Consider the following 21,260-nt stretch of genomic DNA (forward strand, 5'->3'; position numbering starts at 1 on the left):
CCCATGCGTATGTAAGGCTATGTCATACCCACGAACACTGCAAAACTTTATGGCGCTTGCAGCGCTCAGCGCTGCCATGCTCAGCTGCCAGCCGCGCTCCGAAGAAGAGGAGAACAAAGCCAGCACCCACCCAAAACTGGAAAAGCAACTGGCCCGGAAAGATGTGAAAATGCCCGTAACGGGCGAGGGAAATGCGGACCTATACCAACGTTACCGCATCACGATGGAGCAATACCATACCAGCGGAGAGCACGACGTGCACGATATGTACAGCGGCCGCATGGCTCCTCTGGACGTGAAGAGTCACCCGGATGCGCGCACGCACCGCATTGTCCTGACAGAAGCCTTGCAGGAGGGCGTGAACTTTGCCGGAAAGTATACCATTGTTTCGGTAGAGTGCGGAGCGAATTGCCAGACGCATTATGTGATCGACCGCCAGAGCGGAAAAGTGCTGGACAAGCTGCAAGGGCACGGCAGTGCCAGTTACAGCCCCAATAGCCGTCTTTTTGTGCTGGATGCCCCCGACTCTACCGTGAATTTCTCGACCTGTCCCGATTGCCAGCCGAAGGCATACACGTTCCGTGAAGGCCACTTTATACCCTTACAAACCGAAACGCCATGAGCAAGACCCGACACAGTATAAACCGAGGGCGCAGCCACAGCTGGCTTTTATTGCTGCTGCTCGCCCTGATGGCGGCGGGATGCTCCAAAAGCGCCGCCCGGCAACAGGCCACAACCGGGCAAAAGCCTGCCGAGCCAGTGCTGCTCTTCCAGAAAACACCTTGCCTGGGTCTCTGCCCGGCTTATAACGCTACCATCTATCAGAACGGACAGGTGGCGTACGTGCCTTTCCGGAACGCGCTGGCTCAGGATACCCTGCAGCTGCAGCTTACGCCGCAGGAGGTGCAACAGTTCACGCAGAAACTGAATGACCTGGCGTATACAACCCTCCAAAAAAGCTATTTATCCGACTGGTCCGACATCTCTTCCACATACCTCACTTTCTATGCGCAAGGCAAGCAGACGAAACGGGTGAAGCATGAGGAAGGCGGGCCCGAGCGCCTTATTCAGTTCATCGCGTGGCTCGACGAACTGCTGCAGCGGCACGCAAAAGACAAAAGCAACCCGACCTATTAAATGACAGAAAGCCTGATGTATAACCGGGCTACAGTTTGCGGACCCGCTCCAGGTTCAGGGTGTTCATAGGGTTTGGCTCCAGACCCACGATGTTCGGTTGCGTGAGCCGGACCACTTCATCATAAAACAACACGATAACCGGGCACTCCTCCACCACGATCTGATCCATCTGCTGGTACAGGCTCCAGCGTTTTTTCACATCCCGCTCTAGCTTGGCCTGCTCATACAGCTGGTCGAAGGCCGCATTGCTGAAATGCGTCTTGTTAGGCCCGGCAGGAGAGAAATTCTTGCTGTAAAAGAGCGCAAGGTAGTTCTCCGCATCCGGGTAGTCGCCCAGCCACGATTTCATGAAGAAAGGTGCGCGGCCGTTGTCCACGGTCTCCTGGTGCGCCGGGGCCTGGTTGATGTCGATTTGCACCTGCGCCCCTACCTCCGCCCATTTCTTCTGCATGTACTCCGCCAGTTCCTTGTGCTCCTGAACTGTGCTCAGCCGCATCTGCAAGGGATGTTGCGCACTGTACCCAGCCGCTTGCAACAGAGCGATGGCCTTGCCGGGGTTATAGGCATACCCTCGCACGAGGCTGTCGTTGTAAGAAGGCAGCGAGGGAGGCACCATCCCTGAATGGCCGGCAATCCCGATGTTGTTGCGGAAATAGGCGATCATCTCTTTCTTGTTGATGGCATAGTTCAGGGCTTGCCGCACACGTTTGTCGCGCAGAGCGGGGTTTGCCTCCTTCAGCTTCGCGGAATCCAGCTGAAACCCAATGTACTCGGTGTTCAGGTAGGGTACCTTTTGCACCGTGAACTTGTCTTTGAAATCCTCCTGCACGGTACCGTCGTTGTTGAGAATCAGGTCGCGGGAGCCTTCTTTTATACCCGACAGAAAGTCCAGCTTCCCTTGCATAAAGGTCAGGAACTCAGACTTCTTATCGGTGATGAATGAAACCTGCACTGCATCCAGGTATGGGAGCCGCTTGCCCGCCGCGTCCACTTTCCAGTAGCTAGGGTTTCGGAGCATCACGATGGCGTTTCCCTCGTCCCAGAGATTGAACCGGAAAGGGCCGGTGCCCACCGGGTTCGCCCTGAAGTCCTTGCCATACCGCATGACAGCCTCGCGGGGCACCACGTAGGCATAGGGCATGGTCAGGATCTCAAGGAAGGCGATAAACGGGGCTTGCAGGTATACCCGGAAGGTACTGTCGTTCAAAGCCAGAAAGGCCGTGTCGGAGATGGCGCCCGTGGCATCCGCCAGCACTTTGTCGTTGAACACCCAGGCGCCGGTGCTGGCCGTGGCGGGGTCCACGATGCGGTGGAAGCTGTAGGCAAAATCCTGCGCCCTGACCCTCCGGCCCTTGCCCCCCGGAAAGGCCTCACTGTCATGGAAATACACATCGTCGCGCAGATGAAAGGTATAGGCCATACCGTCGGGCGACACTTCCCAGCTTTTGGCGATGGCAGGGCCTGTTTTCAGCTCCTGATCCAGCTCCACCAGGCCGTTGTAAAGCTGGGTAGTGGCCCAGATGTTGGCCTGGTTGCGGGCAAAGGCCGGATCCAGCGACGTGAGCGCCTCCGCCTGATTATACCGAAACACTTTTTTATCCGTTTTACTTTCGCCAGCCTCAGTGCAGGAGGCAAAAAGGCCCACGAGTATGTATAAAAATATGCTGTGTGTACTAACTTGCATCCGTCTTTGTGGGCAAAAAAATGTATCTTTGTGCAAGGACCGGGCATCTTGCGCGGGCCGCCAAAACACTAAAATAGCAACATTATGAATATAACGTACTACGGACAGTCTTGCTTCTTATTTGAAATTGACGGGCATCGCGTGTTGTTCGATCCCTTCATTTCGGGAAATGAGCTTGCCTCCCAGATAGACGTTTCGGCCATAAAGGCAGACTTCATCCTGCTCTCGCACGGCCACCAGGACCACGTGCTTGATGCCGAGCAGATAGCGCGCGCCAACAACGCCACGATAGTGGCCATCCATGAAATTGCCAGCTGGTATGGCAGCAAGGGAATCGAGAAGACGCACCCGATGAACATCGGCGGCAAAGTAACCCTACCCTTCGGCACCGTGAAGATGGTGACCGCCATCCACTCCAGCACCCTGCCCGACGGAACGAGCGGCGGGGTGGCGGCGGGCTTTGTAGTGGAAACCGAGCACAAAACGTTTTACTTTGCCGGCGACACGGCCCTCACCTACGACATGAAGCTGATTCCGGAGCAGTATGACCTGGATTTTGCGTTGCTGCCGATTGGTGATAACTTTACCATGGACATACACGATGCCGTGCTGGCTGCCGATTTTGTGCAGACAGACACGTTCATCGGGATGCACTATGACACCTTCCCCTACATCGAGATAGACCTGGAGGAGGCGAAGGAAGTGGCCAAACTGGCCGATAAAGAACTTATACTAATGGAGATAGGTCAGACGATTGACCTATAAGGCTTGAATGGGAAAAATAATTGCGGTTGCAAACCAAAAGGGTGGCGTTGGCAAAACCACCACGGCCATTAACCTGGCAGCGAGTTTGGCAGCATTTGAATATAAAACGTTACTTGTTGACGCGGACCCGCAGGCAAACGCCACCTCGGGCCTTGGGTTTGACCCCGACACCATCACCAGCAGCATATATGAGTGCATGGTGGATGACGTGAAGGTGGAGGACATTATCCTGCAGTCGCCCAACATCGCGTACCTGGATCTCATCCCCTCCCACATCGACCTGGTCGGGGCTGAGGTGGAGATGATCACCGTGCCGAACAGGGAGGAAAAGATGCGTGAGGCGCTTCGCCCCCTCAAGGAGCGCTATGACTTCATCATCATAGACTGCTCACCCTCACTGGGTTTGATCACGGTGAACTCCCTGACCGCCGCCGACTCGGTGGTGATCCCGGTGCAGTGCGAGTACTTTGCGCTGGAGGGGCTTGGCAAGTTGCTGAACACGATCAAGATCATACAGTCGCGCCTGAACATGGACCTGGCGATTGAGGGCATACTCCTGACGATGTATGACGTGCGCCTGCGCCTGAGCAACCAGGTGGTGGAAGAGGTGAAAACGCACTTTCAGCAGATGGTGTTCGAAACGATCATCCCGCGCAACGTCAAGCTGAGCGAATCGCCGAGCTTTGGCATACCTGCCCTCCTGCACGACGCAGAGAGCAAGGGAGCCCTGAGTTACCTGAACTTGGCCCGTGAAATTGCAGAGAAAAACAGCGTCGCGCTGGAAAAATAACACCTTACGAGTACATGTCTGACAACAAGAATTCAGCAGCCAAACGCAAAGGAGGCCTCGGCAGGGGCCTCGGCTCCCTATTGGAGGGAAATAAGTATACCGGCAAAACCGAATCTTCCACGCTAAACGAAGTTAATACCATCGCAGACATCGCCATAGACCAGATCCAGACCAACCCATACCAGCCCCGGACACATTTTGACCAGGGGGCACTGGAGGAACTGGCCGAGTCCATCAAAGTACAGGGTATCATCCAACCGATCACGGTGCGGCAGCTCGACCAGAACACTTACCAGCTGATTTCGGGAGAGCGACGGTACCAGGCCTCTAAAATCGCGGGGCTCAAAGAAATACCGGCCTACATCCGCAAGGCCGACGACCAGCAGATGCTGGAGATGGCCCTGATCGAGAACATCCAGCGGGAAAACCTGAATGCCATCGAGATCGCCCTCTCCTACCAGCGCCTCCTCTCGGAGTGCAGCCTGAAGCAGGAAGAACTCGGCGAGCGCGTCGGCAAGAAGCGCACCACGGTTACCAACTACCTGCGCCTACTCAAGCTGCCACCGGATATTCAGATCGGCCTCCGCGACAACCTCATCAGCATGGGCCATGCCCGCGCCCTCATCAACATCAACACAGTAGAGCAGCAGCTGGACGTATACAAAGAGGTGGTGGCCAAAGAGTTATCCGTGCGCAAAGTGGAGGAACTGGTCCGCAACCTCCAAAATGCTAACAAGAAACCGGATGCCCAGCAGAAGCTGAGCTTCAACAAATACGACGAAGAGCTGAAAGGCGTGGAAACGAAGCTTTCCTCCCAGTTCGGCACTAAAATACTGGTTAAGGCCAATAACGAGGGAAAAGGGGAAATCAAGATCCCGTTCCTGACAGTGGAAGAGCTTAACCGGATTCTGGAGATTTTAAATTACTAACACTGCACGATGAGGCTACAGGCTGGCTTTTTGTTTTTGCTGCTGGGTATACTGTTGTACCTCGCACCTGCCACCGGATATGGGCAGGTGATTACCGAAGGGCCCGACTCTGTGCTTGTAGAAGTGCCTGACACGCTGACAAAAAAAGAGGGCTTCTTCCTGGCCAACTTTAAGGTGAGCAGCTTAAAAGACCTGGACCGCCCCACCAAAGCCGCGCTTTGGGCCGCAGCCATACCTGGTGCCGGCCAGTTTTACAACAAATCCTATTGGAAGATGCCACTTGTCTACGCCATGGGTGCGGTGCTGGGATATTATCTTATCTACAACAACAACCAATACCAGAGTTACCGTGTGGCCCTTATTAAGCGCATAGACGGTGACTCGACCACCGTGGATGAATATGCCAATCACTCCACCCTGGGTGTACAGAACGGCACGGAGCCGGGCTCTTTTGCTGTCCGCAATCTTGAATACCGCCGAGATGGTTACCGCCGCAACCGCGACTTGACCATCCTGCTTTCGATTGGGGCATATGGCCTGCAGATTGCAGAAGCCTACGTGCACGCGCACCTGAAGGAGTTTGACGTGAGCGACGACCTGGCCTTGCGGATGCAGCCGAACCTTATACCGGTTGCAGGCACTCCCACTGGCATCACGCCAGCCCTGACCTTAACACTTTATACCCGATCTAAATGAGAATTTTATTGATTGGCTACGGTAAAATGGGTAAAACCATTGAGCAGACCGCCCTGGCGAAAGGCCACGAAATTGTTGGCCGAGTAGACCACGAAAACGCCGAGGAGTTGCGCAACTTCACTGCCGAAAACACGGATGTGGCGATTGAATTTACGCACCCTGAGTCGGCTTTTGGCAACGTGAGCTATTGCCTGGTGCATGGCATACCCGTTGTATCGGGGTCCACGGGCTGGCTGGACCGGTTTGAGGAGGCGGTTTCGCTGTGCCTGAAGCAGAACGGCGCGTTTTTCTACGCATCCAACTACAGCGTGGGCGTCAACCTGTTCTTCCATTTCAACGAGTATATCGCCACCAAAATGCAAGCCTACCCGGAATATTCCGTTCATGTAAAGGAAGTGCATCACCTGCAGAAAGTGGACAAGCCCAGCGGAACCGGTATTACGGCGGCAGAGGGGATATTGGCCAGCTACCCGAATTTGGAGGGCTGGGTGTCTGACAATCCGGAAGAAAAAACTAAATTAAACATCGTCTCGGAGCGTGCGCCGGATGTGGTGGGCACCCATATCGTGACGTACAGCTCTGAGATCGACCAGATTGAACTTGGCCACGTGGCCCACAGCCGTGCTGGTTTTGCCGAAGGTGCCGTGATGGCCGCCGCCTGGCTCGTAGACCGCAAAGGCGTGTATGGCATGAAAGACATGCTGAACCTGTAAACCCATAGCTCTTGCTGATGAACGTAAAATTTTGGGAGAAAGCCCCTCAGGAAAAATCCCCAAAGAAAAAGAAAAGCTTTGCCCGGGAGTGGGGTGATGCCATCCTGTTTGCCGTGGTGGCGGCCAGCCTGATCCGTTGGGCTACCTTTGAGGCCTACACCATCCCCACCCCGTCCATGGAAAAATCACTGCTGGTGGGCGACTTCCTGTTTGTGAGCAAGCTGCACTACGGCCCCCGCACCCCCATGACGCCCTTGCAGGTTCCGCTCACGCACCAAACCATCTGGGGTACCAACATCCCCTCCTACTCAGACGCCATACAGTTGATGCCGCACCGCCTGCCGGGCTTCTCTGAGGTGAAGCGCTTCGACGTGGTCGTGTTTAACTACCCGCCTGAGTCGCAGCACCCCGCTGACCTGCGCACCAACTACATCAAGCGGGCCATCGGCCTGCCCGGTGACTCGCTTGCGGTGAAAGACATGCAGGTATACATCAACGGGAAGGCCATCGAAAACCCTGCGGGCATGCAGTATAAGTACCTGCTAGTGCCTAAAACGCAACTGTCTCAGAAATTTTTCCAGGACCGCAACATCAACCTGAACGATCTTTATACCTATGACAACGGGTATGCCGTGGATGCCTCCCCGGAACTGGCGGCTGAGATGGCTAAGCTGGACTTTATGAAGGATGTGATCCTGATGAAAGATCTCCCCGGCAAAGGCGACCCACAGGTTTTCCCGCATGTGCCCAGCATGTATGACTGGAACAAGGACAACTTCGGCGCGCTATACATCCCGAAAGAAGGCGCCACGGTGGCCATCACGCCCAAAACGCTGCCTCTTTACGAAAAGGTGATTCTGGGATATGAGCACAACGACGATGCAGCCGTGCGCGACGGAAAACTCTTTATTGATGGCAAGGAGGTGAACCAGTATACCTTCAAGCAGAACTACTACTTTATGATGGGCGACAACCGCCATAACTCGCTGGATTCCCGGTTTTGGGGCTTTGTGCCGGAAGACCATATCGTGGGCAAGGCCGTGATGATCTGGATGTCTACGAACCCGGAAGGCACCTTCCTCGACAGAATACGCTGGAGCCGAATCTTCAAGTCAATCGAATAGATCGGACCTCCATCTAGCACAAGCAGCCAGCCTCCACGACTGGCTGCTTTTTTTATGCCCCTTCCCAGGTGCACTTGCATCCCAAAACAACCACTTTAGCACAAGTGCGTTAGGCTAAGGTAACTTCGCGGCTTCCACGCCGCCTCTAAAGCATACCCCTACCCGAAAGTCTTATGGAGCACATCAGGTTATACATAGAATACACTGCCCGGGGTATAGAGGCAGTCGGGGTGCTCATCATCTCTATCGGGGCCGCCATAGCGCTTTTCAAGTTCGTTTTCCCTGGAATTCAATCAAAGGAAAGGTCATACAAACAGTTGCGGCTGGATCTAGGGAAGGCCATTTTGCTGGGGCTGGAGATTTTGGTGGCAGCCGATATCATCGCCACCGTCGTGACAGAGCCCACGCTTGATCGGGTACTGACACTGGCCCTGATCGTGCTGATCAGAACATTCCTGAGCATCTCGCTGCAGGTTGAGTTGGAAGGCAAGTTCCCGTGGCAACCCGCCAAAGACACTGAGTAGTCTGCCTCAATGCCATACCCCACAGCATATCCCTTTGACAACCAGTGTTTAAAGTAAACAATCTATATATCGATTAGCATTTTGATTGCGTAATAGTACATTAACAGCGTGTGTACTGCTGGCCAATGCATGTTCACCTGCATTCCAGAACGATTGACACGAAAGTACTAAGCCTACCCTAATGCTTCGAAAGACGGTATATAAACAGGTTTTTGTAGTGCTGATAGGGCTCCTGATAGTGGGTGCCATCCTTTACAGGCATCTATACCAAAGGGGCTTTCTGGAAGGCTACTATACTGTGGGCGTGCTCATCAATTACAACGAGCTCAAGGGGAATGACCTGGAGGTGATGCAAAACATCATTCAGAAAAGAGTTACCATTCTAAACCAACAGGGTGGAATTCTGGGGAAGGAAGTGCGTGTGAAGTACCTCGACGACGGAGGCGACCCTGAAATTGCGAAGAAGGTAGTGGCCGAAACCATCGAGGACCCTACCCTGATCGGCTATGTGGGGAGTTGGAGCTCAACCAGGTCGAAAGCGGTGGCAGAGTTGGTGGGGCCAGCCCGCATTCCGTTTATCGGGGGGTATGCCCTGACACCCCTTTTCGAGGAGTACCCGAACATGTTCACGGCCGAAAAGGGGATTAACGACGTTGCAGCGCGCTTTGAGAAATTCCTGGAAGACAGGTTCAGACGCACCGCCTTTATAGGTATGACAGGCGATTTATACTCCGCGGCGCTTTTGCAGAAGCTTTGTGACCAGCAACTCAAAGACACTACGGCACATGTGGTGATGGAAAAATGGCTCCCGGAAGGGCACCTCTTTGACCAAGGGGGAGTTGACTCGCTGGCGGCAACACTCATAGCCACCAAGGCAGACTTTTTGCTGCTGTCGTTCCGGAGCGGAATTACCTCGACCTTTATCCCGTTGCTCAGACAAGCCGGCGTTCAGATTCCCATTTTCACCGCGCTCGGCGACCTCGGCCAGGTGATCGGACAATCAGAGGGGAACAATCTCGGGGAGCTTTACGACCTGAACGTGATCGGTATACCTGGCACGTATAACCTGCGGCTGCAGGAGCAAATCCCATCTTTTATACAGGACGTGACCCCCGGAGAAACCCTGGAGTTCCAGTTGAGCTTCAGTGCCCGCATCGCAGACAGCATTGGGTTGCTGGCCGCCGCCGCGGCTATCGGCGAAACTGCTGACACTTCGGAGAACGCTACCAAAGAATTAATCATCAGCGGCCTGCAGAAATACGTGGGGGGAGGCCTGATTTACCGGGGCTGGTTCGACGACTGGTTTTTTAACGCAGACAGGGCCATTGCCGGAGACGTACTCCTGGCCTGGAAGCCCGCTTTGCTCACCCGGCATATACTGGCACCCGATCAGTTCATCTGGATAAACGATACGCTGCGACAGGTGCCCGTTTTTTTCACGCATATGGATATGGTGCAGTTAAACCAGGTAAATGACCCTGAAGGCAGCTTCTACGCTACGTTTTATCTGGAAATCACCTCCATAATTCCTGTTGACATTGCGCGGATAGACTTTACGAACGCTGCCAGAAGCGAGACAAGCCACGAATACCTGCTGGATATCAAACCGATTAGCTTTAGAAAAATACCGGGCAAAAAACCGCTCTACAACTATATGTTTCGGGTATCGGGTAAGTTCCTGTTTGAGCCGGACCTGAAAAACTATCCGTTCGACAAGCAAAAGTTCCCCATCCAGCTTCAGCCGGCCAATGCCACAAATCCTTTTTTTATCCAGCCGTCCACCACCGCCCTAAACGACTCCTTATTTGAGACAGATGGCTGGCACTACCGCAATCAGTATGTGGGGTATGCCCACGACATCATCAGTTACTATAACTCTTTTAATGACCAGCAACGAAACCAGCCCTTTTACAAGTTCAGTTATACCTATGTCATGTCCAGGGCCAGGGTCGACTTTTTCCTGAAAGTGCTTACCCCGCTTCTGGTTATTCTGGTGGTAACCTATTTTTCGGTGTTCATCCCCTTAAGCAGGGTCGAAACGCTGGAGGCCATACAGGTCACTTCGCTACTCGCATCAATCGCCCTGTACTTTTCCGCCTACAAACCAGAGATGGAGCACGCCACAATCTCCGATAAAATCTTCATCTTCACCTACATCATGATTACCTCACTGATCGGGACTTCCATCCTACAGTTTGTTAAACGGAAAAAATACGATACCGAGAGCAAGATTGCCAAAATCTACCAGCGCTATATATACCCAGCCATAATTTTGATCATCACGCTGTTTCTTGTTCTATAAAGTGAATAGTCGGAGTTAGGTCCGTGGCTTGAGAAGGCTCATGACATTTTCTGGTGGACGGCCCAGTATGGCTTTCGTTTCCGTCATGACGATGGGCCGCTCGATAAGCACTGGATTTTCGACCATAATCTGAACCCACTCGTCATCGGAGCGGCTTTTGCCCTTGTGGTTATCCTTGTACAGTGGCTCGCCTTTCCGGAGCAGTTGCTCAGCCGGTATACCCAGCTTATTCAAAACATCCTTCAGATCGGCAGCGGTGGGCGGGTTTTTCAGATACTCGATCACCTCCACCTCTTGCGCGGCCTCTTTGATCAGGTCCAGTGTCTGGCGGCTTTTGCTGCAGCGCGGATTATGGTATATTTTTAACATGGTCAGTTGGGTAATTTATGAACTACCGGAAAGTATACATCCAATTGTCCTTGAATTCACGTCGGACTTACATTTTAGAAAAAAGGCTACCAGTCTATGGGCTGCATGCCGTGCTCCTGCAGGTATTTATTCGCCTTGCTAAAATGGTGGTTGCCGAAGAAGCCTCGGTCTGCGGCGAAAGGTGATGGATGAGCCGCACGCAGCACCAGGTGCTTGCTTTCGTCTATAAATGCGCCTTTCTTCTGGGCATATGCTCCCCACAGCATAAACACCACATGCTCTTTCAGGTCGTTTACTTTCTGCACCACCACATCGGTAAACTCCTCCCAGCCCTTCTTTTGGTGCGAGCCAGCCGTCGCGGCCCGTACGGTGAGCGTGGCGTTCAGGAGCAGCACCCCTTGCTCTGCCCAGCGCTCCAGGTTGCCGGTGGCAGGCATGTCTTTGTCAAGGTCGTTTTTGATCTCCTTGAAGATATTGAGCAGCGAGGGAGGGATACGCACTTTTTCGCTCACCGAGAAAGCCAGGCCGTTCGCCTGGTTTGGCCCATGGTATGGGTCCTGGCCAAGAATCACCACTTTCACCTCCTCGAAAGGGCATTTCTCGAAAGCGCTGAAGATTTGGCTCCCCGGGGGATAAACTTTTTGAGAGGTGTATTCGTCTTTAACAAAAGACACAAGATTTTTGAAATAAGGTTTTTCAAATTCATCTTGCAGTACATTTTGCCAGCTTTCTTCTATCTTTACATTCATGCTGATTTGAGCTTGCGGGTTTAGATAAGCATACAGTGCCATTGAAGGAACAAGCAGCCGCTTCTTTGGTTGCTAAGTATACAAAAAACTCTGGAACATGGATACAAAAACAACTGAAGGTGTAAAAGTAACAGTTACGGCCAATTACCTTCCCGACTATTCCAGCCCAGTGCAGCAGCATTTCGTTTTTGCTTATAAGATCAGGATCGACAACCACAGCGAGTTTACCGTGAAGCTGCTGCGCCGCCACTGGCATATACACGATGCGACAGGCGTTGTGCGCGAAGTGGAGGGCGAAGGCGTGGTGGGCCAGCAACCCGTGCTGGAGCCCGGCGAAATGCACGAGTATGTGTCGGGGTGCAACCTCAAAACAGGCATCGGCAAGATGCGTGGCACCTACCTGATGGAGCGCATTATCGATGGCCGCCAATTTTACGTGACGATCCCTGAGTTTACCCTGGTGGTGCCTTACAAACTCAACTAAACCCTGCAGGACTTGCCCCAACCGGGGACTTATGCCTCGTCCTGCGCTCATAAGCCTAACCGCATACCTGTGTCCCCTTTCCGACTAGCCGCTGACTACCTGCTTTACCGGGCGCGGGCGTTTAAACTGCACGGCGTTCATTCTCCTTTTATCTTTAGCCTATACCACCATGTGCTGCGGCACACCGGCTATTTTCCTGCGTACAGCCGGGTAGAGACGCTGCGAAACAGACTCCTGAAAGAGAAGCGCACGTTGCAGGTGACCGATTTAGGGGCTGGCTCTAAAAACATTAACTTTCGGAAGCGCCGAATTAAGGACATTGCCCGGACCTCGGCCAAACCCATGAAATACGGACAGTTGCTCTTCCGGCTGGTTAACCACTTTCAGCCGGAAACGATCTTTGAACTGGGCACTTCGCTGGGCATTACAACTGCATACCTGGGAGAGGCGCGGCGGCAGGCCGCAACGTATACCTTCGAGGGCTGCCCCAACATTGCGGGAGTGGCCCGGCAAAACTTTAAGGCCCTTGGCCTGAAGCACATCACCTTAATAGAAGGCAACCTGGACGATACCCTGGAAAAGCAACTGCAGCAAACAGCCAGATTGGATTTTGTTTTCTTCGATGGCAATCATCGCTACGCGCCTACCATGCGTTACTTCAAAAGCTGCCTGACCAGGCACCACGAGCACAGTGTGTTCGTATTGGACGATATTTACTGGTCGGCAGAGATGAAGCGGGCCTGGAAAGAGATTAAACAGCACCCGCAGGTGATGCAGACAGTAGACCTGTTTTTTGTCGGGCTGGTTTTCTTCCGATCCTCGCAGCCCAAGGAACATTTTACACTGAGTTTTTAATCAGAACAGCTCGGGTGAGGCATGAAAATCATACCTCGCCCGAGCTGTTAGTTTTTTAACGATCCGTTTAGCGAATGGCCTGCCGGATGCGGATCAGTTTGGTGAGCAGTTCCTCCAGCTGATCTAAGGGCAGCATGTTGGCGCCGTCTGACTTGGCAACACTGGGCTTCGGGTGCGTTTCGATGAACAGGCCGTCTGCGCCCACAGCGATGGCTGCTTTGGCGATCGTTTCGATCAGCGCCGGTTTGCCTCCTGTTACGCCAGAGCTTTGGTTGGGCTGCTGCAACGAGTGCGTCACGTCCATTACCACCGGAGCGCCGATGCTTTGCATTTCCGGCAGGTTCCGGAAGTCAACCACCAGATCGGAATAGCCGAAGGAATTGCCCCGGTCGGTGAGGATCACTTTCTGATTTCCGGAATCGTGGATCTTCTCCACGGCAAAGCGCATGGCCGCCCCCGACAGAAACTGCCCTTTCTTGATGTTCACTACCTTGCCTGTCTCCGCCGCCGCAATCAGAAGGTCGGTTTGGCGGCACAGAAAGGCTGGTATCTGCAGCACGTCCACATACGCGGCCGCCATGGCAGCCTCAGCCGTCTCGTGGATATCCGTGACGGTGGGCACGTCAAATTCCTGGCCTACCTTCTGCAGGATTTTTAGCGCCTTTTCGTCGCCGATGCCGGTGAAGGAGTCGAGGCGCGAGCGGTTCGCCTTGCGGTATGATCCCTTGAAAATCAAAGGCACCTGCAGTTTGTCAGTCAGTTCTTTCAGGCGGGCCGCAATTTGCATGGCCATCTCCTCCCCCTCTATGGCGCACGGACCGGCCATCAGAAAGAAATTGCCGCTATCGGTATGTTTCAGTTTCGGAATATCAAACATGAGCTTTTTTGTTATCAGTTTCTATAAGGTAGCGTAAAGGTACGACTTCAATCACGAATTAAGAATTCAGAAAGAAAGGGTATAACGTTTCAAAAAGAACGCGCTCCCGATGCCGGTTCATTAGGTATAAACGCAGCACTACTTTTTCTGGAGAAGCATGAAGAGCTCCCTTCCCTGCCGGGCGGGCAATGAATTGGTAGCAGTTTCGAAATGGATAAAATCAAAAAAAGGTTCGAAATAGCCTATATACTCCTCGCGAGTGCCGCCAAAGGGCGGACCGGCCTGGGCAAACGTCGTGTTGAACAGCAGACCAACTAACTTACCGCCCGGCTGCAGCAGGTTGGCGCACTGCCGGGCATATCGTGGCCGCAACGTCGGGTCGAGGGCGCAGAAGAAAGTTTGCTCCACGAGCAGGTCATACCCTCCCTCCAGCGAAAAAAAATCCTGTTGCAGCAACTGCTCCTTCGGGAAATCAGGTACGCGCGCGGAAAATTGCCGCAGCGGGGCCTCTGCTACATCGGCCACGTATACCTGCCCAAAGCCTTGTCTGTAAAGGTATTCGGCCTCATAAGCGTTGCCGCACCCCGGGATGAGGATGCGCAGCTGCTTTTCCCGGAGCTGGTCAAAATAGTGTTTGAGAGGCGGTGTAACGTCTCCGGCATCCCATCCCGTCTGGCCGCTCAGGTAGCGCGCCTCCCAGTAAGCGGCATCAAATTGTTCTCCCATCCTTTTAGTTTCCTTCTGCAAAAGCTTTATATTTGATACTTGCGCGCACGGCCGTATTGCCGGATTGGTGCGGCTATACCCTAAAATTAACGGATTAAACAACTAAACCATACCTATGTCAGCTAACACGCCTGAAAACCGAAGCAACAAAAAGCTTTTAATTGGTGGCCTGCTAATCGTTTTGATCAGCATAAACGGCATTCTGATTTACATGAACTATCAGAAAAAGGAGAAAACGGAAGAGCAAGCCGCGATTATCCTCGAAAAGAACACCGAACTTGAAAATCAAATCAAGGTATACGAAGCGCTGAAGTCGGACTTCGAGCGGCAAAGCCAGGAACTGCAGGCCATGGGCCTGGAGAATGATTCGCTGGAAAGCAAGATAGCCGCCATTGCCTCTGACCTGAATGAGTTGCGCGGTTTCCGGAAAAGCAGCTACAGCCTGACAGACCAGCGCCGCTTCCGCGACAGGGCCTCTGTGTTTGAGCAGCAACTGAAGCAAAAGGATGAGGAAATCGTGAAGCTGAAAGCCGACAACGAAGTGCTTTTTACGGAGAACACCACTCTCAAAAACACCCAGACGCAACTGGCCGATAGCCTGACCACCGTTAAATCCAGCAATCAGAACCTGACCGAGAAGGTGAAGCTTGCCTCCCGACTTGAGGCGCAAGGCCTGAACGTGAACATCATCAACCAGCGCGGCAAGGAGAAAGAGGACTCTGACAATGAGTTCCGTGCCAAGCGCGTGGAGAAAATTCGCGTAGAGTTTAAGCTGGCGAAAAACGACGTGGCTGCAAAAGAGCCGAAAACGGTGTACATGCGCCTGATCGAGCCTGACGGTGCTGCGCTGTATAACCTGGCCACTGGCTCCGGTTCCTTTAAGATAGACGGCGATGACATGTACTATACCGCCAAGCGCGACTTTGTTTTCGACAACTCGCAGCAGCAACTAAGCTTTACATACAACAAAAACGCGGAGTATAAAAAAGGCCAGCATGTTGTAGAATTGTACACAGATGGGTTTATGATTGGTAAAACCACTTTTGTACTGAAGTAATTCATACCCCCATACCTTAACAAAAAGGCCCTGCGCGTACGTAGGGCCTTTTTGCTTTTATAAGCTGTGTGTTGAGTGCTTATACCATTAACGAATGGATTTAGCGTATTAATGTATTTTCGTACAGAATAACCCACCCCTACCCCTCCCAAGCTAATCTTGTGGGGAAAAACAGGACGCATTTAAAGCATCAAAATCCATTGTCATTCTGTAAAGAATCTTGTTGGAAATAGAGGGCCCCTACCCCCGGGTGGTTAAGCAATTGCGGCTTGCCCACAAGATCCTTTCAGGATGACAAAAAAGGAAGTAGCATGGATGATTTTAGGTGTTCGAAAGCTTCTAAATTTTTCCCTACAAGATTAGCTCCCAAGAGGGCTTCTACCCCCACGAGGGGAATTCTGATATTTGAAAGGCAAGGCTGTATGCGCGCATCAATTGCTGCCGAGAGATTTATATACCTGCCGCCGCTTCGTCCAGCAGCATCCGCCGATCCTGGATCACCTTGAAACTTTCTACCATTTTTACAGATTCCTGCACATCTTCCGTGAAGATAGCCACGATGGTTCCGGGTCCGGCGTTTTCGAGGGCATAGGCAATGGCGCGCATCTCCTCAGGGATCAGTTTGACCGGTTTGCCCGGGGCAGCCTCTTCTATACCCTTTATAAGCGGACCCGTGATCTCTGCTGCGGTTTTGCCCCGCAGGTCAGCATCGAGGCGCACGATCACTTCGTCAAACACCTGCCCCGCCACCTGGCCAAGCTCGTAAAAATCCTGCTCGCGCCGGTCTCCCACTCCCGCTACAATACCAACTTTTCTGGTCGCATCAAGGCTATTAATGTAGTCGCCAACGGCCTTCAGGCCACCCACATTATGGGCGTAGTCTACCAGCACCTCAAAATCAGGGAACTTGAACAGGTTCATGCGACCCGGTGTTTTCACCGGCGACGGGATAAAGGTACGCAGTGCGGTTTTGATGGCATCGATATCGAAATGTGAGATATAGCCCGCAAGCGCCGCCGCCAGAATATTCTCGATGTTGAATTTTGCCTTCCCGCCAAACGTGAGCGGCACGTCGGCCACGCGGTCGATCCTGATCTTGTAACTGTTCTTGAAAATGGAAATATAGCCGTTCTCGAACACGGCGGCCAGCCCTCCCGCCGCAATGTGCTTCACGATGCGGGCGTTGTTCTCATCCATACTGAAAAACGCAACCTTGCAGGTCAGGTCTTCGGCCATGGCATACACCAGGTCATCGTCAGCGTTGAGCACGGCATACCCTTCTTTGCTCACGCTTTTCGGAATCACCGCCTTCACCTTCGCCAACTCCTCCAGGGTATGGATGTCGCGCAGTCCCAGGTGATCCGAGCTGACATTGGTCACGATACCGATATCGCATTGCTGAAAGCCCAGGCCAGACCGCAATAAGCCGCCGCGTGCGCACTCCAGCACCGCGAAATTCACGGTAGGGTCTTTCAGCACGAACTCTGCGCTATAGGAGCCAGTGGTATCTCCCTTCTCCAGCATCTTGTCTTGTATGTAAATGCCATCGGTGGTGGTATAGCCTACCTGATAGCCCTGGGCTTTCACCATATGGGCCAGCAGGCGCGTGGTGGTGGTTTTTCCGTTGGTGCCAGTCACGGCAATAATAGGGATACGGGCAGGCAGGTTGCGCGGAAACAGCATGTCCAGCACAGGCTCGGCCACGTTGCGCGGCAGGCCAAATGTGGGCGAGATGTGCATCCTGAAGCCCGGTGCCGCGTTTACCTCCAGCACAGCGCCTCGGGTTTCGTTCAGGGGGATGGCAATGTCGGTGGTCATCACGTCGATGCCGCAGATATCCAGACCGATCAAACCCGCGATGCGCTCCGCCATCAGGATGTTGTAGGGGTCCACGAGATCCGTCACATCTGTGGCTGTGCCCCCGGTGCTGATGTTAGCCGTGCTTTTCAGGTATAGCTCCCTCCCTTCTTCCAGCACAGAACTGGTGGTCAGGTCCAGACTTTTGAGGATACGGGCCGTGTGTTTGTCTATCTTGATCCTGGTGAGGGCCTTCTCGTGCCCGATACCGCGTCTTGGGTCACTGTTTTCGCGCTCTATCAGCTGGCCAATAGTGGATATGCCGTCTCCTGTTACCATGGCGGGCGTGCGCTTGGCGGCAGCCACAAACTTGCCGTGGATCACCAGTATCCGGAAGTCAAATCCCTCAATAAACTGCTCCACAATAACGCCGGAAGAGTATTTCTGCGCGTCGGCCATACCCTTTTGCGCGTCTTTCAGGGATTTGATGTTGATGGTCGCCCCTTTGCCGTGGTTCCCGTCCAGTGGCTTGGTCACCAGCGGGAAACCCAGCCAGTCTGCCGCTTTCCGGAGCTCCTCAGTGGTATACACGGTGGTGCCTTTGGGTACCGGTATACCGGCATCCTGCAGCATGTCCTTCGTGGCGTTTTTGTCGCAGGCAATCTCCACGGCGAAGCATGCGGTGCGGCACGTCATGGTGGCCTGTATGCGTTTCTGGTATTTGCCATACCCCAGCTGAATAAGCGAGTGGCGGTTAAGGCGGATATAGGGTATGCCACGACTGACAGCCTCCGAGATGATGGCATAGGTGCTTGGGCCAAAGTACTCGTCCTCCCGGATATCGTGTAGGCGACTGATGTCGTCGCTAAGCTTATAGGACTCCCCGCGGGCCAGCGCCTCTGTGATTCGGACGGCGGCGTATGCGGCGTATTCCCCGGCCCGCTCCTCCTGGTATGAGAAAACCACGATCATGTGCCCTTCCTCGTGCGCAGGGTAACAGCGTCCGTAGCCGCTTTCCATACCCGCCATCGTTTGCAGCTCGAGGGCCACATGCTGCACCACATGCGCGAAAGTGGTGCCCTGCTCTATGGTGTTGAAGAAGCCGCCCTCTATACCCTCTGTGGAGCGATGTAGCACAAGGCCGGGCATTTTTTTCTTTAGCCTGGGCAGGAACTGCGGGAAATCAGAGGTGAGTTTTGAATTGAGGTCTTCCAGCGCCAGCTTGATGACGATAATCTTGGGATGCTTCACAGACCAGTAATTGGGTCCGCGCATCACACGCAAATCTATAATCTTCATGAGTTTTCAGCTCGGTAAGCTTTCTTTAATCTGTTTAAGCAACATATGGCGGCTATTCGAAGTCTCACAGTGTAAGAGTTGGGCAAGCGGTTTCCATACCCTGATTGTAGATTTGAGTACGGATTCAGGTGCTAAAGGATTACAGGCAAATTCGAAAATGCAACGGCTGAGCGAAGATTCCGTTGGCTGCCTTGTGCAAGAGATCCGGCTGAGAGGTATGATTTTTAAAACAAAAATCCCCGCCAAGCGAACTTAGCGGGGATTTGAGGTAACGAGCGGATTCGAACCGCTGTAGCAGCTTTTGCAGAGCTGAGCCTAGCCACTCGGCCACGTTACCGTGTGATTGGGAGTGCAAACATACGCAGAAAAGTAGCTTTGTCAAACTCCACGGGATATTTTTTTGGTCTGACTATGATCCGCTTTGCCTTAAGCGCTGGTATTGTTGGGGTTAGCCTAGTTGTTGCGCTATCTGTTTTTTTCAGCTCGGGCGAGCTACTTCCTGATGGATGGCAAGACCTGGCTAAGCATACCCCTCTCCGTTCAGCCGGTTACGCCCCGAAACGCAGGATTTCCGCTGTCGGGTTGCCGCAGCATGTTGGCTGGAGGCTGGCCAGTATATAACCAGTCTAAAAAAGGGGCTTTTCAGGCCCCTTTTTTAATAAAATGGAAAGTGTTTTCTTAATTTGGCTGAGGCGTCATCCGGAGGTATGGCTTTATCTCGGTATGCCCTTTCGGGAACAAAGCGGGTATTTCCTCATTGGTAACGGACGGCGAAATCACGCAGTCATCACCGTTTTTCCAGTTGGCTGGCGTCGCCACTTTATGGTACGCCGTCAACTGAAGCGAGTCAATAACGCGCAGCAGCTCGTCAAAATTGCGACCCGTAGAAGCAGGGTATACTATGATCAATTTGACCTTCTTATCTGGCCCTATCACAAACACCGACCGCACGGTCAGTTGGTCGTTTGCATTCGGGTGGATCATGTCATAGAGCATGGAAACCTTTCGGTCTTCATCTGCAATAATCGGGAAGTTGACGGTTGTGTTTTGCGTCTCGTTGATGTCTTTTACCCAATCTTTGTGTGACGCGATGCCATCGACACTCAGGGCAATCACCTTCACGTTGCGCTTATCGAACTCAGCCTTGTACTTGGCCACGGTTCCTAGCTCTGTGGTACAAACCGGGGTATAATCGGCAGGGTGCGAAAACAGGATGCCCCAGCTGTCGCCGAGCCACTCATGAAAGTTAATCTCCCCTTCCGTGGATTGTGCTGTAAAGTTTGGAGCTTCATCTCCTAATCTGATTGTAGACATAGTTTTATCTGGTTTAGTAGAAACGTAATGCTTTCAATAATTTAACGTCGGTTTAGCGCTTTATGTATGTGATAGAAAGCTTATACTCAGAAAAGAGCACTCAGCGCATTCTCAAAACGCATGTTTCGCCTCCAGAAATGAAATTTAAACGTGCGCTTAAATTCAATGGCTATTCCTCTGATGATTTGTGAGCACTTCCTTCACCGATGTCCAGTGTATGGCAGGATAGCGGTTATTGTCTAGCGAAGACATTCTTGATCGTTCATCTACCATGTTCTGCATATATTGCATTCCTTGCCAGGCAGGGTATAGATTCTCTTTTCCAGGCGCGGCCAGGCGTGCCATGCTGATAATTATGCCGAGTAGACCCTTTCCTCCAGCACGGAGAAGCCGAAACTTTTCACCGGTTATCTCGCGCATAATCGCTTGTATATGCCTGGGGCTGACCTGATCGCCCGCAATTCGTAAAAAACGAGGAGTCGACGGGTCCAGAGCGGCATTAGCTGTATATTCAGCTGTGTTATCCATTGTCGTGAAGTTCCAGCGATAATCAGCATTTCTCCAATAAACAACCAGTTTCTGCTTAAAATGAATTACAGGCATCTGATCTGTCAGCAACTCTGCAAAAGCGCCATTAAAAATTGTAGTTGCTGAAATAGCAGTCTTATCAAGGTACTCATGAAACTCACGTCGCCAATCTAAGTTACGGTTTTCGCCATCGGTAAATTTCGTGAAGTCTAATGAATAATCTGAGGGTATAAAGCGGGGAACGCCTGCCGCAATGGCTGCGTCCAGCAAAACCTTTTGGGCAACTACAATTACCTCACGCAGCCCGGATAGCGCCGACACGACACACGACGCACCCAGGCAAGCAGTTGTCAGCTCTCCCACATTCCAATGAGTTACCCTGAACACTTTTGCGCCAAGATTCTCCAGTCGGTTAATGGTTTCACTGTCGCTGCTTGAGCGAACAAGCGCATGCACCTGAGCATTTTTATCAAGCAGAGCCTTTACAATTCTTTCCCCAAGATTCCCTGTCGCTCCAGCAATCACTATTATTTTGCTCATA

General features: G+C 52.7%; 21 protein-coding genes and 1 tRNA gene. 13 read left to right on the forward strand and 9 right to left on the reverse strand.

Features of this window, described 5'->3' with window-relative positions:
* The first annotated feature begins 19 nt into the window (after positions 1 to 19).
* Positions 20 to 622, forward strand: a complete 603-nt coding sequence (locus MKJ04_RS19705) for a hypothetical protein (protein ID WP_241643440.1) — start codon at positions 20 to 22, stop codon at positions 620 to 622.
* Positions 619 to 1,137: a DUF6438 domain-containing protein gene (locus tag MKJ04_RS19710; protein ID WP_241643442.1), complete on the forward strand. Its 519-nt coding sequence runs from the start codon at positions 619 to 621 to the stop codon at positions 1,135 to 1,137. Before MKJ04_RS19705 ends, MKJ04_RS19710 begins: the two co-directional genes overlap by 4 nt.
* Before the next feature lie 28 nt (positions 1,138 to 1,165).
* Here MKJ04_RS19710 and MKJ04_RS19715 read toward each other — a convergent pair whose 3' ends face one another.
* Positions 1,166 to 2,821 carry an ABC transporter substrate-binding protein gene (locus MKJ04_RS19715; RefSeq protein WP_241643444.1) on the reverse strand — a complete coding sequence of 552 codons (1,656 nt, stop codon included), beginning with the start codon at positions 2,819 to 2,821 and terminating at the stop codon, positions 1,166 to 1,168.
* A gap of 84 nt (positions 2,822 to 2,905) precedes the next feature.
* Between MKJ04_RS19715 and MKJ04_RS19720 the strand changes: the two genes are divergently transcribed.
* From MKJ04_RS19720 to MKJ04_RS19755, 8 genes are all read left to right on the forward strand, one after another.
* Positions 2,906 to 3,586 carry a metal-dependent hydrolase gene (locus tag MKJ04_RS19720; protein ID WP_241643446.1) on the forward strand — a complete coding sequence of 227 codons (681 nt, stop codon included), beginning with the start codon at positions 2,906 to 2,908 and terminating at the stop codon, positions 3,584 to 3,586.
* Between the two features lie 7 nt (positions 3,587 to 3,593).
* Positions 3,594 to 4,376 carry a ParA family protein gene (locus MKJ04_RS19725; RefSeq protein WP_241643448.1) on the forward strand — a complete coding sequence of 261 codons (783 nt, stop codon included), beginning with the start codon at positions 3,594 to 3,596 and terminating at the stop codon, positions 4,374 to 4,376.
* Between the two features lie 14 nt (positions 4,377 to 4,390).
* Complete coding sequence (locus MKJ04_RS19730; protein ID WP_241643449.1) at positions 4,391 to 5,305, forward strand: ParB/RepB/Spo0J family partition protein; 915 nt, start codon at positions 4,391 to 4,393, stop codon at positions 5,303 to 5,305.
* Positions 5,306 to 5,314: 9 nt separating this feature from the next.
* Complete coding sequence (locus MKJ04_RS19735; protein WP_241643451.1) at positions 5,315 to 6,001, forward strand: DUF5683 domain-containing protein; 687 nt, start codon at positions 5,315 to 5,317, stop codon at positions 5,999 to 6,001.
* A complete protein-coding gene (gene dapB, locus MKJ04_RS19740; RefSeq protein WP_241643453.1) occupies positions 5,998 to 6,714 on the forward strand; it encodes a 4-hydroxy-tetrahydrodipicolinate reductase in 717 nt (238 codons plus the stop codon). Before MKJ04_RS19735 ends, dapB begins: the two co-directional genes overlap by 4 nt.
* 17 nt (positions 6,715 to 6,731) lie before the next feature.
* On the forward strand, positions 6,732 to 7,838 hold the full coding sequence (lepB, locus tag MKJ04_RS19745; RefSeq protein WP_241643454.1) for a signal peptidase I: 1,107 nt from the start codon (positions 6,732 to 6,734) through the stop codon (positions 7,836 to 7,838).
* A gap of 173 nt (positions 7,839 to 8,011) precedes the next feature.
* Entirely contained in the window at positions 8,012 to 8,362 is a 351-nt protein-coding gene (locus MKJ04_RS19750; protein WP_241643456.1) for a DUF1622 domain-containing protein, read from the forward strand.
* 181 nt (positions 8,363 to 8,543) lie between these two features.
* A complete protein-coding gene (locus MKJ04_RS19755) occupies positions 8,544 to 10,664 on the forward strand; it encodes an ABC transporter substrate-binding protein (protein ID WP_241643458.1) in 2,121 nt (706 codons plus the stop codon).
* A gap of 15 nt (positions 10,665 to 10,679) precedes the next feature.
* Here the strand turns inward: MKJ04_RS19755 and arsC are convergent, their stop codons facing one another.
* Complete coding sequence (gene arsC / locus MKJ04_RS19760) at positions 10,680 to 11,033, reverse strand: arsenate reductase (glutaredoxin) (protein WP_241643460.1); 354 nt, start codon at positions 11,031 to 11,033, stop codon at positions 10,680 to 10,682.
* 86 nt (positions 11,034 to 11,119) lie between these two features.
* Positions 11,120 to 11,782 (reverse strand): uracil-DNA glycosylase, encoded by a 663-nt coding sequence (ung, locus tag MKJ04_RS19765; RefSeq protein WP_241643463.1) that lies wholly within the window; start codon positions 11,780 to 11,782, stop codon positions 11,120 to 11,122.
* Positions 11,783 to 11,879: 97 nt separating this feature from the next.
* On the opposite strand from ung, the gene apaG reads away from it, so the two are divergent.
* Both apaG and MKJ04_RS19775 read left to right on the forward strand, forming a co-directional pair.
* Positions 11,880 to 12,266, forward strand: a complete 387-nt coding sequence (apaG, locus tag MKJ04_RS19770; protein WP_241643465.1) for a Co2+/Mg2+ efflux protein ApaG — start codon at positions 11,880 to 11,882, stop codon at positions 12,264 to 12,266.
* 69 nt (positions 12,267 to 12,335) lie between these two features.
* A complete protein-coding gene (locus MKJ04_RS19775; protein WP_241643467.1) occupies positions 12,336 to 13,121 on the forward strand; it encodes an O-methyltransferase in 786 nt (261 codons plus the stop codon).
* A gap of 67 nt (positions 13,122 to 13,188) precedes the next feature.
* On the opposite strand, the gene kdsA is transcribed toward MKJ04_RS19775, so the two are convergent.
* Both kdsA and MKJ04_RS19785 read right to left on the reverse strand, forming a co-directional pair.
* The gene (gene kdsA, locus MKJ04_RS19780) at positions 13,189 to 13,998 is read right to left on the reverse strand and encodes a 3-deoxy-8-phosphooctulonate synthase (protein ID WP_241643470.1); all 810 of its coding nucleotides are present in this window, start codon (positions 13,996 to 13,998) and stop codon (positions 13,189 to 13,191) included.
* 138 nt (positions 13,999 to 14,136) lie between these two features.
* Positions 14,137 to 14,724: a methyltransferase domain-containing protein gene (locus tag MKJ04_RS19785; RefSeq protein ID WP_241643472.1), complete on the reverse strand. Its 588-nt coding sequence runs from the start codon at positions 14,722 to 14,724 to the stop codon at positions 14,137 to 14,139.
* Between the two features lie 115 nt (positions 14,725 to 14,839).
* Between MKJ04_RS19785 and MKJ04_RS19790 the strand changes: the two genes are divergently transcribed.
* Positions 14,840 to 15,781 (forward strand): hypothetical protein, encoded by a 942-nt coding sequence (locus tag MKJ04_RS19790; RefSeq protein WP_241643474.1) that lies wholly within the window; start codon positions 14,840 to 14,842, stop codon positions 15,779 to 15,781.
* 450 nt (positions 15,782 to 16,231) lie between these two features.
* On the opposite strand, the gene cphA is transcribed toward MKJ04_RS19790, so the two are convergent.
* The 4 genes from cphA to MKJ04_RS19810 all read right to left on the reverse strand — a co-directional run bounded on the left by cphA (position 16,232) and on the right by MKJ04_RS19810 (position 21,259).
* The gene (gene cphA / locus MKJ04_RS19795) at positions 16,232 to 18,877 is read right to left on the reverse strand and encodes a cyanophycin synthetase (protein ID WP_241643476.1); all 2,646 of its coding nucleotides are present in this window, start codon (positions 18,875 to 18,877) and stop codon (positions 16,232 to 16,234) included.
* A gap of 266 nt (positions 18,878 to 19,143) precedes the next feature.
* A tRNA-Cys gene (locus MKJ04_RS19800) sits at positions 19,144 to 19,214 on the reverse strand.
* Positions 19,215 to 19,555: 341 nt separating this feature from the next.
* Positions 19,556 to 20,191 carry a peroxiredoxin gene (locus tag MKJ04_RS19805; protein ID WP_241643478.1) on the reverse strand — a complete coding sequence of 212 codons (636 nt, stop codon included), beginning with the start codon at positions 20,189 to 20,191 and terminating at the stop codon, positions 19,556 to 19,558.
* A gap of 162 nt (positions 20,192 to 20,353) precedes the next feature.
* On the reverse strand, positions 20,354 to 21,259 hold the full coding sequence (locus MKJ04_RS19810; protein ID WP_241643480.1) for an NmrA family NAD(P)-binding protein: 906 nt from the start codon (positions 21,257 to 21,259) through the stop codon (positions 20,354 to 20,356).
* Between the last annotated feature and the right edge of the window lies 1 nt (position 21,260).

Source organism: Pontibacter sp. E15-1 (assembly GCF_022601975.1).
GTDB lineage: Bacteria > Bacteroidota > Bacteroidia > Cytophagales > Hymenobacteraceae > Pontibacter.

What these genes read in the sequence shown, in the direction of transcription:
- MKJ04_RS19705 (WP_241643440.1), top strand. Translation starts at nt 20, where the DNA reads ATGTCATACCCACGAACACTGCAAAACTTTATGGCGCTTGCAGCGCTC.
- MKJ04_RS19710 (WP_241643442.1), top strand. Translation starts at nt 619, where the DNA reads ATGAGCAAGACCCGACACAGTATAAACCGAGGGCGCAGCCACAGCTGG.
- MKJ04_RS19715 (WP_241643444.1), bottom strand. Translation starts at nt 2,821, where the DNA reads ATGCAAGTTAGTACACACAGCATATTTTTATACATACTCGTGGGCCTT.
- MKJ04_RS19720 (WP_241643446.1), top strand. Translation starts at nt 2,906, where the DNA reads ATGAATATAACGTACTACGGACAGTCTTGCTTCTTATTTGAAATTGAC.
- MKJ04_RS19725 (WP_241643448.1), top strand. Translation starts at nt 3,594, where the DNA reads ATGGGAAAAATAATTGCGGTTGCAAACCAAAAGGGTGGCGTTGGCAAA.
- MKJ04_RS19730 (WP_241643449.1), top strand. Translation starts at nt 4,391, where the DNA reads ATGTCTGACAACAAGAATTCAGCAGCCAAACGCAAAGGAGGCCTCGGC.
- MKJ04_RS19735 (WP_241643451.1), top strand. Translation starts at nt 5,315, where the DNA reads ATGAGGCTACAGGCTGGCTTTTTGTTTTTGCTGCTGGGTATACTGTTG.
- dapB (WP_241643453.1), top strand. Translation starts at nt 5,998, where the DNA reads ATGAGAATTTTATTGATTGGCTACGGTAAAATGGGTAAAACCATTGAG.
- lepB (WP_241643454.1), top strand. Translation starts at nt 6,732, where the DNA reads ATGAACGTAAAATTTTGGGAGAAAGCCCCTCAGGAAAAATCCCCAAAG.
- MKJ04_RS19750 (WP_241643456.1), top strand. Translation starts at nt 8,012, where the DNA reads ATGGAGCACATCAGGTTATACATAGAATACACTGCCCGGGGTATAGAG.
- MKJ04_RS19755 (WP_241643458.1), top strand. Translation starts at nt 8,544, where the DNA reads ATGCTTCGAAAGACGGTATATAAACAGGTTTTTGTAGTGCTGATAGGG.
- arsC (WP_241643460.1), bottom strand. Translation starts at nt 11,033, where the DNA reads ATGTTAAAAATATACCATAATCCGCGCTGCAGCAAAAGCCGCCAGACA.
- ung (WP_241643463.1), bottom strand. Translation starts at nt 11,782, where the DNA reads ATGAATGTAAAGATAGAAGAAAGCTGGCAAAATGTACTGCAAGATGAA.
- apaG (WP_241643465.1), top strand. Translation starts at nt 11,880, where the DNA reads ATGGATACAAAAACAACTGAAGGTGTAAAAGTAACAGTTACGGCCAAT.
- kdsA (WP_241643470.1), bottom strand. Translation starts at nt 13,998, where the DNA reads ATGTTTGATATTCCGAAACTGAAACATACCGATAGCGGCAATTTCTTT.
- MKJ04_RS19785 (WP_241643472.1), bottom strand. Translation starts at nt 14,724, where the DNA reads ATGGGAGAACAATTTGATGCCGCTTACTGGGAGGCGCGCTACCTGAGC.
- MKJ04_RS19790 (WP_241643474.1), top strand. Translation starts at nt 14,840, where the DNA reads ATGTCAGCTAACACGCCTGAAAACCGAAGCAACAAAAAGCTTTTAATT.
- cphA (WP_241643476.1), bottom strand. Translation starts at nt 18,877, where the DNA reads ATGAAGATTATAGATTTGCGTGTGATGCGCGGACCCAATTACTGGTCT.
- MKJ04_RS19805 (WP_241643478.1), bottom strand. Translation starts at nt 20,191, where the DNA reads ATGTCTACAATCAGATTAGGAGATGAAGCTCCAAACTTTACAGCACAA.
- MKJ04_RS19810 (WP_241643480.1), bottom strand. Translation starts at nt 21,259, where the DNA reads ATGAGCAAAATAATAGTGATTGCTGGAGCGACAGGGAATCTTGGGGAA.